Below are 3,740 nucleotides of genomic sequence, written 5' to 3' on the forward strand. Positions count from 1 at the left end.
CGGCTCAACCGCAGACAGCAGCAGCGCCTCGGCGCGCACGAATCCGACCCGCCCGCTCCAGCCCCTGCCGAAGGTCGGCCATGTTGGCAGCCGCTTGAGGAACGCCAGGCGTGCGTCGCAAAGTGCGTCGATGACAACGCCGGCGGGCCGGGCCCTGGCGGCGCCGAGCGTCGCCGGACCGATGCGCCCGTCCTGGGTGACGCCGACGATCGCCTGAAGGTAGTTCGCCGCCCTGGCCGGGCCGCTGTTCACCGCGAAGTCGAACACGGCATAGTCGACGCCGGCGGGAAGTTCGGCGCCGGCCACGGCATCCCAATAGAAGCGCCGGTAGAGGCGAAATTCCTCGAACCAGGCTAGCAGCGTCGAAAACACCTTGAAGCGGCCGGATTGCATGCGGTCGAGCATCTCCATCAGCCCGGCCTCGACCGAGACCGAGCCGTCGGCGAAGCGGGTGGCTGGCGAGCATGTTCAGCCCATGCGCGGCATATTGTTTTGCGAGCGCCACGCCGGCGCCTTCCAGCGTTTCGCGGCGGCCGTCGCGCGGCCAGGTGAAGGGCAGCCATTCGCCCCACGGTTTCAGGGCGAGCGCCTGCATCGCCGGCGTCTGCTGCGCGGCGCGGGAGGCCTTGGTGACGTAGACGACGTCGGCCTCGGTATCCCAGGCGAGCTCGACCGCGGCCGAAGGATGGTCCCAGCCGAAATCGAGCGCGCCGATGCGCGGCCACCAGCGCGGCAGCCGGAACGGCTCGCAGGCAATCAGTTCCTCCGGCACCGGAAAGATGCGGCCCGAGCCCAGCACCGGAATGCCCTTGGCGCGCGCCTCGCGCTCATGCGCGGGATAGGCGGCAACGATCGCCGCGCGTTCGGCAGGCGTGTAGTGCCCGGCATCGTCGATGGTCATGAAGGTGACGTGTCGGGACATGGTGGCCCTTTCCCTTCTCCCCTTGTGGGAGAAGGTGGATCGGCGCGCGGCGCCGAGACGGATGAGGGGTGCGCGAAGGAACACGGCGGCAGTGATTTTGCGGACGCCGGCGTCAAGCTGGAACACCCCGACCTCGCTTCGCGAGGCCACCTTCTCCCACACGGGTGTTTGGACTGGGGACATCGCGAACAACGGGGAGAAGGGAAGTGGGCGCCTCATCCCTTGCCCATCCGCTCAACTTCCGCTGCGCTCAAAAACCTCAGCACCACATCACTCATCCCGAGCGTGAAGGTCACGATGGCGGATGCCCTGGGTGGCGCAGGAAGTGGAGTGAGGGGGAGTTGCGTTTCACGCGCCAGCGCCCCGCCTGGCGATACCGGAACCGACAGCAAAACTGCGCCCGCTCGTCTTTTCATCTTCGGTTTTATGCAGTAGGTCTTGCCCCGCATCGGGAACACCGATGCGCGTTGGGCCGGTGCATTGCGCGCGGCCTCTCCTCTACGCGGGTGGGAAAGCCACTCTTTGCCATGACAGACTTATTCGAGGCGATGCGCCTGTCCGCCGAGGACAGCGAGACCGCTCATCTTTTCTTCAGCGAAGGCGGCAAGTTCCTGCTGCCGCTCGGCAAACCGAGAAATGCCGTGACAGGTCAGGAGATGCTGCAGCGGCTGCTGTCGCCTTCCGATGACGACGACGGCACGCTGGCCAACGACTTTCTCGGTGAGCTTGGCAAGACGGTTCCGTTGGAAAGCCTGCGTCTCCTGCTCACTTCGGGCAATGCCCGGACGCGAGCGACAGGCGCGTTTCTTGCCACGTTTCAAAACCAGAACATAAGTTCGATGGTGGGCGAACTGGCAGCGTTGCTGGCAGATGATAACCCGCGCACGCGCTTCGATGCCGTAGAGTCCATCCTGCGATGCAGCACGCGTGGCGACGGCGACCATCTGGCGCAAGCCCTGTTTGCTCTTGCAGATGAGCATGAGGGGGTGCGCATGGGAGCTATCCAATTCGTGCGCTTTGCCAAGGACTGGCAGTTGAAGTTCGCCCGCCAGCGCGCCGCATCGCTCAGGCCGCAAACGCCGTTTTCGGCGATAGCGGGTATTTGCGAGCAGTGGCGGAACGATTCGTCAGGCACGATCCGTGCGATGCTGGATCATGCCGAGCCGGTGGTGCGGCGCTACGGCCTCGGGTTGGCCGGTCGGGCGAGGTTTGTGGTCGTTGACGCCTATGTCGAATGGGCGCAGGCGTCTGCCGATTCAGAAATCAGCAAGCTGGCGACGGATTGCTTCGAGCACAAGCAGATATCGCAGCATGCGGTCTGGCATTCATCATTGCCGGCAGCTACCCGGACTAGCCCCCGATCAAATGGGCAGCGAAGGTGACGCTCGACCCCCGCTAGGCGCGAGCGCCGAAGCTGCTGATCTCCCCCTACCGGGCATCTCCCCCACAAGGGGGGAGATTGGCTGTGATTCACCCCTTCCCCATCCTCTCCACATCCGCCGCCGACAGAAACCGCAGCACCACATCGCTCATCCCAAGCAGCGGCGTGAACGTCACGATGGTGATGCCGCCGGTGGCGTTGGTGCGCGTCAGGCCCTCGCTATAGACATCCAGCGGCGGCTCCTCGTCGAACCAGACGCCGTGCAGCGTCTCGCCCTGCCATTTCTCGCGGCCTTTCTCGTAGGATTTGAAGGAGAGCACGCTCTCGGAGGCCTGGACGTCGCCACCGCCGCCCCAGCGCACGACGACGCTGTCGATTGCACCGGGAACACTGCGGCCCATCACGGTGTGGACGATGGCATCGGCCGGGATCATGCCGGTGCCCCAGTCGGCCTGCTGTTGCGGCGGGCCGACCAGCACGCGCTGCGGGTTGTCGCGCGTGCCCTCGCCGGTGACGCCTGCGGCCCAGAGGCGCACGGCCATGTCGAACACCTTGCCTTGCCACCAGTCGGGATAGCGGCCGGTGAGGTGCATCGCCCATTCGGCGCCCCCCGCCCTGGTCTTGCCAAGCTGATTGCCTGCCATGAACAGGCGCTCGCGGTTGGCAGCGCCCGCGGCATGGAACTGCGCCTGCCTGGGATAGGGCCGGTAAGCGGCCAAATGGTTAGCGCGGCGCCGGCGCTCCAGCTCCGTCAGCAGCGCCAGATACTCCGTCCCCAAGGAACGGCCTGACGATCGCTTCGAGGGCGCGGATGCGGGCGCGGATCTCCTCATCGCTCAGTGTGTCCAGAGTGTTGGTGTGGGCATCAGAATCCTTCGGGCCGGGCAGCACCGACAGCACGATCTTCAGATACTGGTCGGGCTTTTCCGCCCTGACCTTGGCGATGACGCCGGCGCCATGGTCACGGAAATCCTGGCGCAGCGCGGCGGCGAAATCATCGCCGATGGTCTTTTTCGCCCGCTTCGGGCGGACGGGAACGCCTGCCGGTTTCCGCGCCCGGCGCGAACGCGACGGCGCGTCAGCCATGGGACGCCGCCGGCTCGCTGCTGCCGGGCACGGCGGCGGGAACGACCGCCGACTTCGACGGCCTGGACCGCGCGACGGCGGGCTTCCGGCGCTTGCCGGTTTTGGCGCGCCTTGGCTTGGTCGGCTGGCGCGCCGGCTTGGGCGCCGCGCTCTCGGCCGATGCCGCCGTGCCGGCCGGCGCGGCTTCGATCTGGACGGCGGCTGGCTCGGCCTTGCCCGGCCTCGCCGTGCTGGCAATGCCGATCATCCGGCCGCCCTCAGCGCCGTTTGGAAAGCCGAAGCCACCGACCGCATCGACCGGCCCGCCGCGCACCATGCCGATCAGCACGCCGGGCGCGACCTCCTCGACAC

The 3,740-nt window shown here is 66.9% G+C and carries 4 protein-coding genes and 2 pseudogenes; 1 reads left to right on the plus strand and 5 read right to left on the minus strand.

The window, feature by feature from the left end; genetic code table 11:
- A partial coding sequence (locus EOA33_RS39310) for a glycosyl hydrolase 108 family protein (RefSeq protein WP_281033561.1) occupies positions 1-393 on the minus strand: 393 nt, incomplete at its 3' end.
- 427 nt (positions 394-820) lie between these two features.
- Positions 821-1,141: pseudogene (locus EOA33_RS41565) on the minus strand (hypothetical protein); the annotation flags it as partial.
- A gap of 308 nt (positions 1,142-1,449) precedes the next feature.
- On the opposite strand from EOA33_RS41565, the gene EOA33_RS27690 reads away from it, so the two are divergent.
- Positions 1,450-2,304: a hypothetical protein gene (locus tag EOA33_RS27690; RefSeq protein WP_127407091.1), complete on the plus strand. Its 855-nt coding sequence runs from the start codon at positions 1,450-1,452 to the stop codon at positions 2,302-2,304.
- Between the two features lie 88 nt (positions 2,305-2,392).
- On the opposite strand, the gene EOA33_RS27695 is transcribed toward EOA33_RS27690, so the two are convergent.
- The 3 genes and pseudogenes from EOA33_RS27695 to EOA33_RS39315 form a co-directional block, all read right to left on the minus strand.
- Positions 2,393-3,082 carry a terminase family protein gene (locus EOA33_RS27695; protein WP_245482453.1) on the minus strand — a complete coding sequence of 230 codons (690 nt, stop codon included), beginning with the start codon at positions 3,080-3,082 and terminating at the stop codon, positions 2,393-2,395.
- Positions 3,027-3,389 carry a hypothetical protein gene (locus EOA33_RS27700; RefSeq protein WP_126055209.1) on the minus strand — a complete coding sequence of 121 codons (363 nt, stop codon included), beginning with the start codon at positions 3,387-3,389 and terminating at the stop codon, positions 3,027-3,029. Before EOA33_RS27700 ends, EOA33_RS27695 begins: the two co-directional genes overlap by 56 nt.
- Positions 3,382-3,740, minus strand: a pseudogene (locus EOA33_RS39315) (hypothetical protein); the annotation flags it as partial. The gene EOA33_RS27700 and the pseudogene EOA33_RS39315, both read right to left, overlap by 8 nt.

Origin of the sequence: Mesorhizobium sp. M4A.F.Ca.ET.050.02.1.1, assembly GCF_003997725.1 — a bacterium.
Classification (GTDB): domain Bacteria; phylum Pseudomonadota; class Alphaproteobacteria; order Rhizobiales; family Rhizobiaceae; genus Mesorhizobium.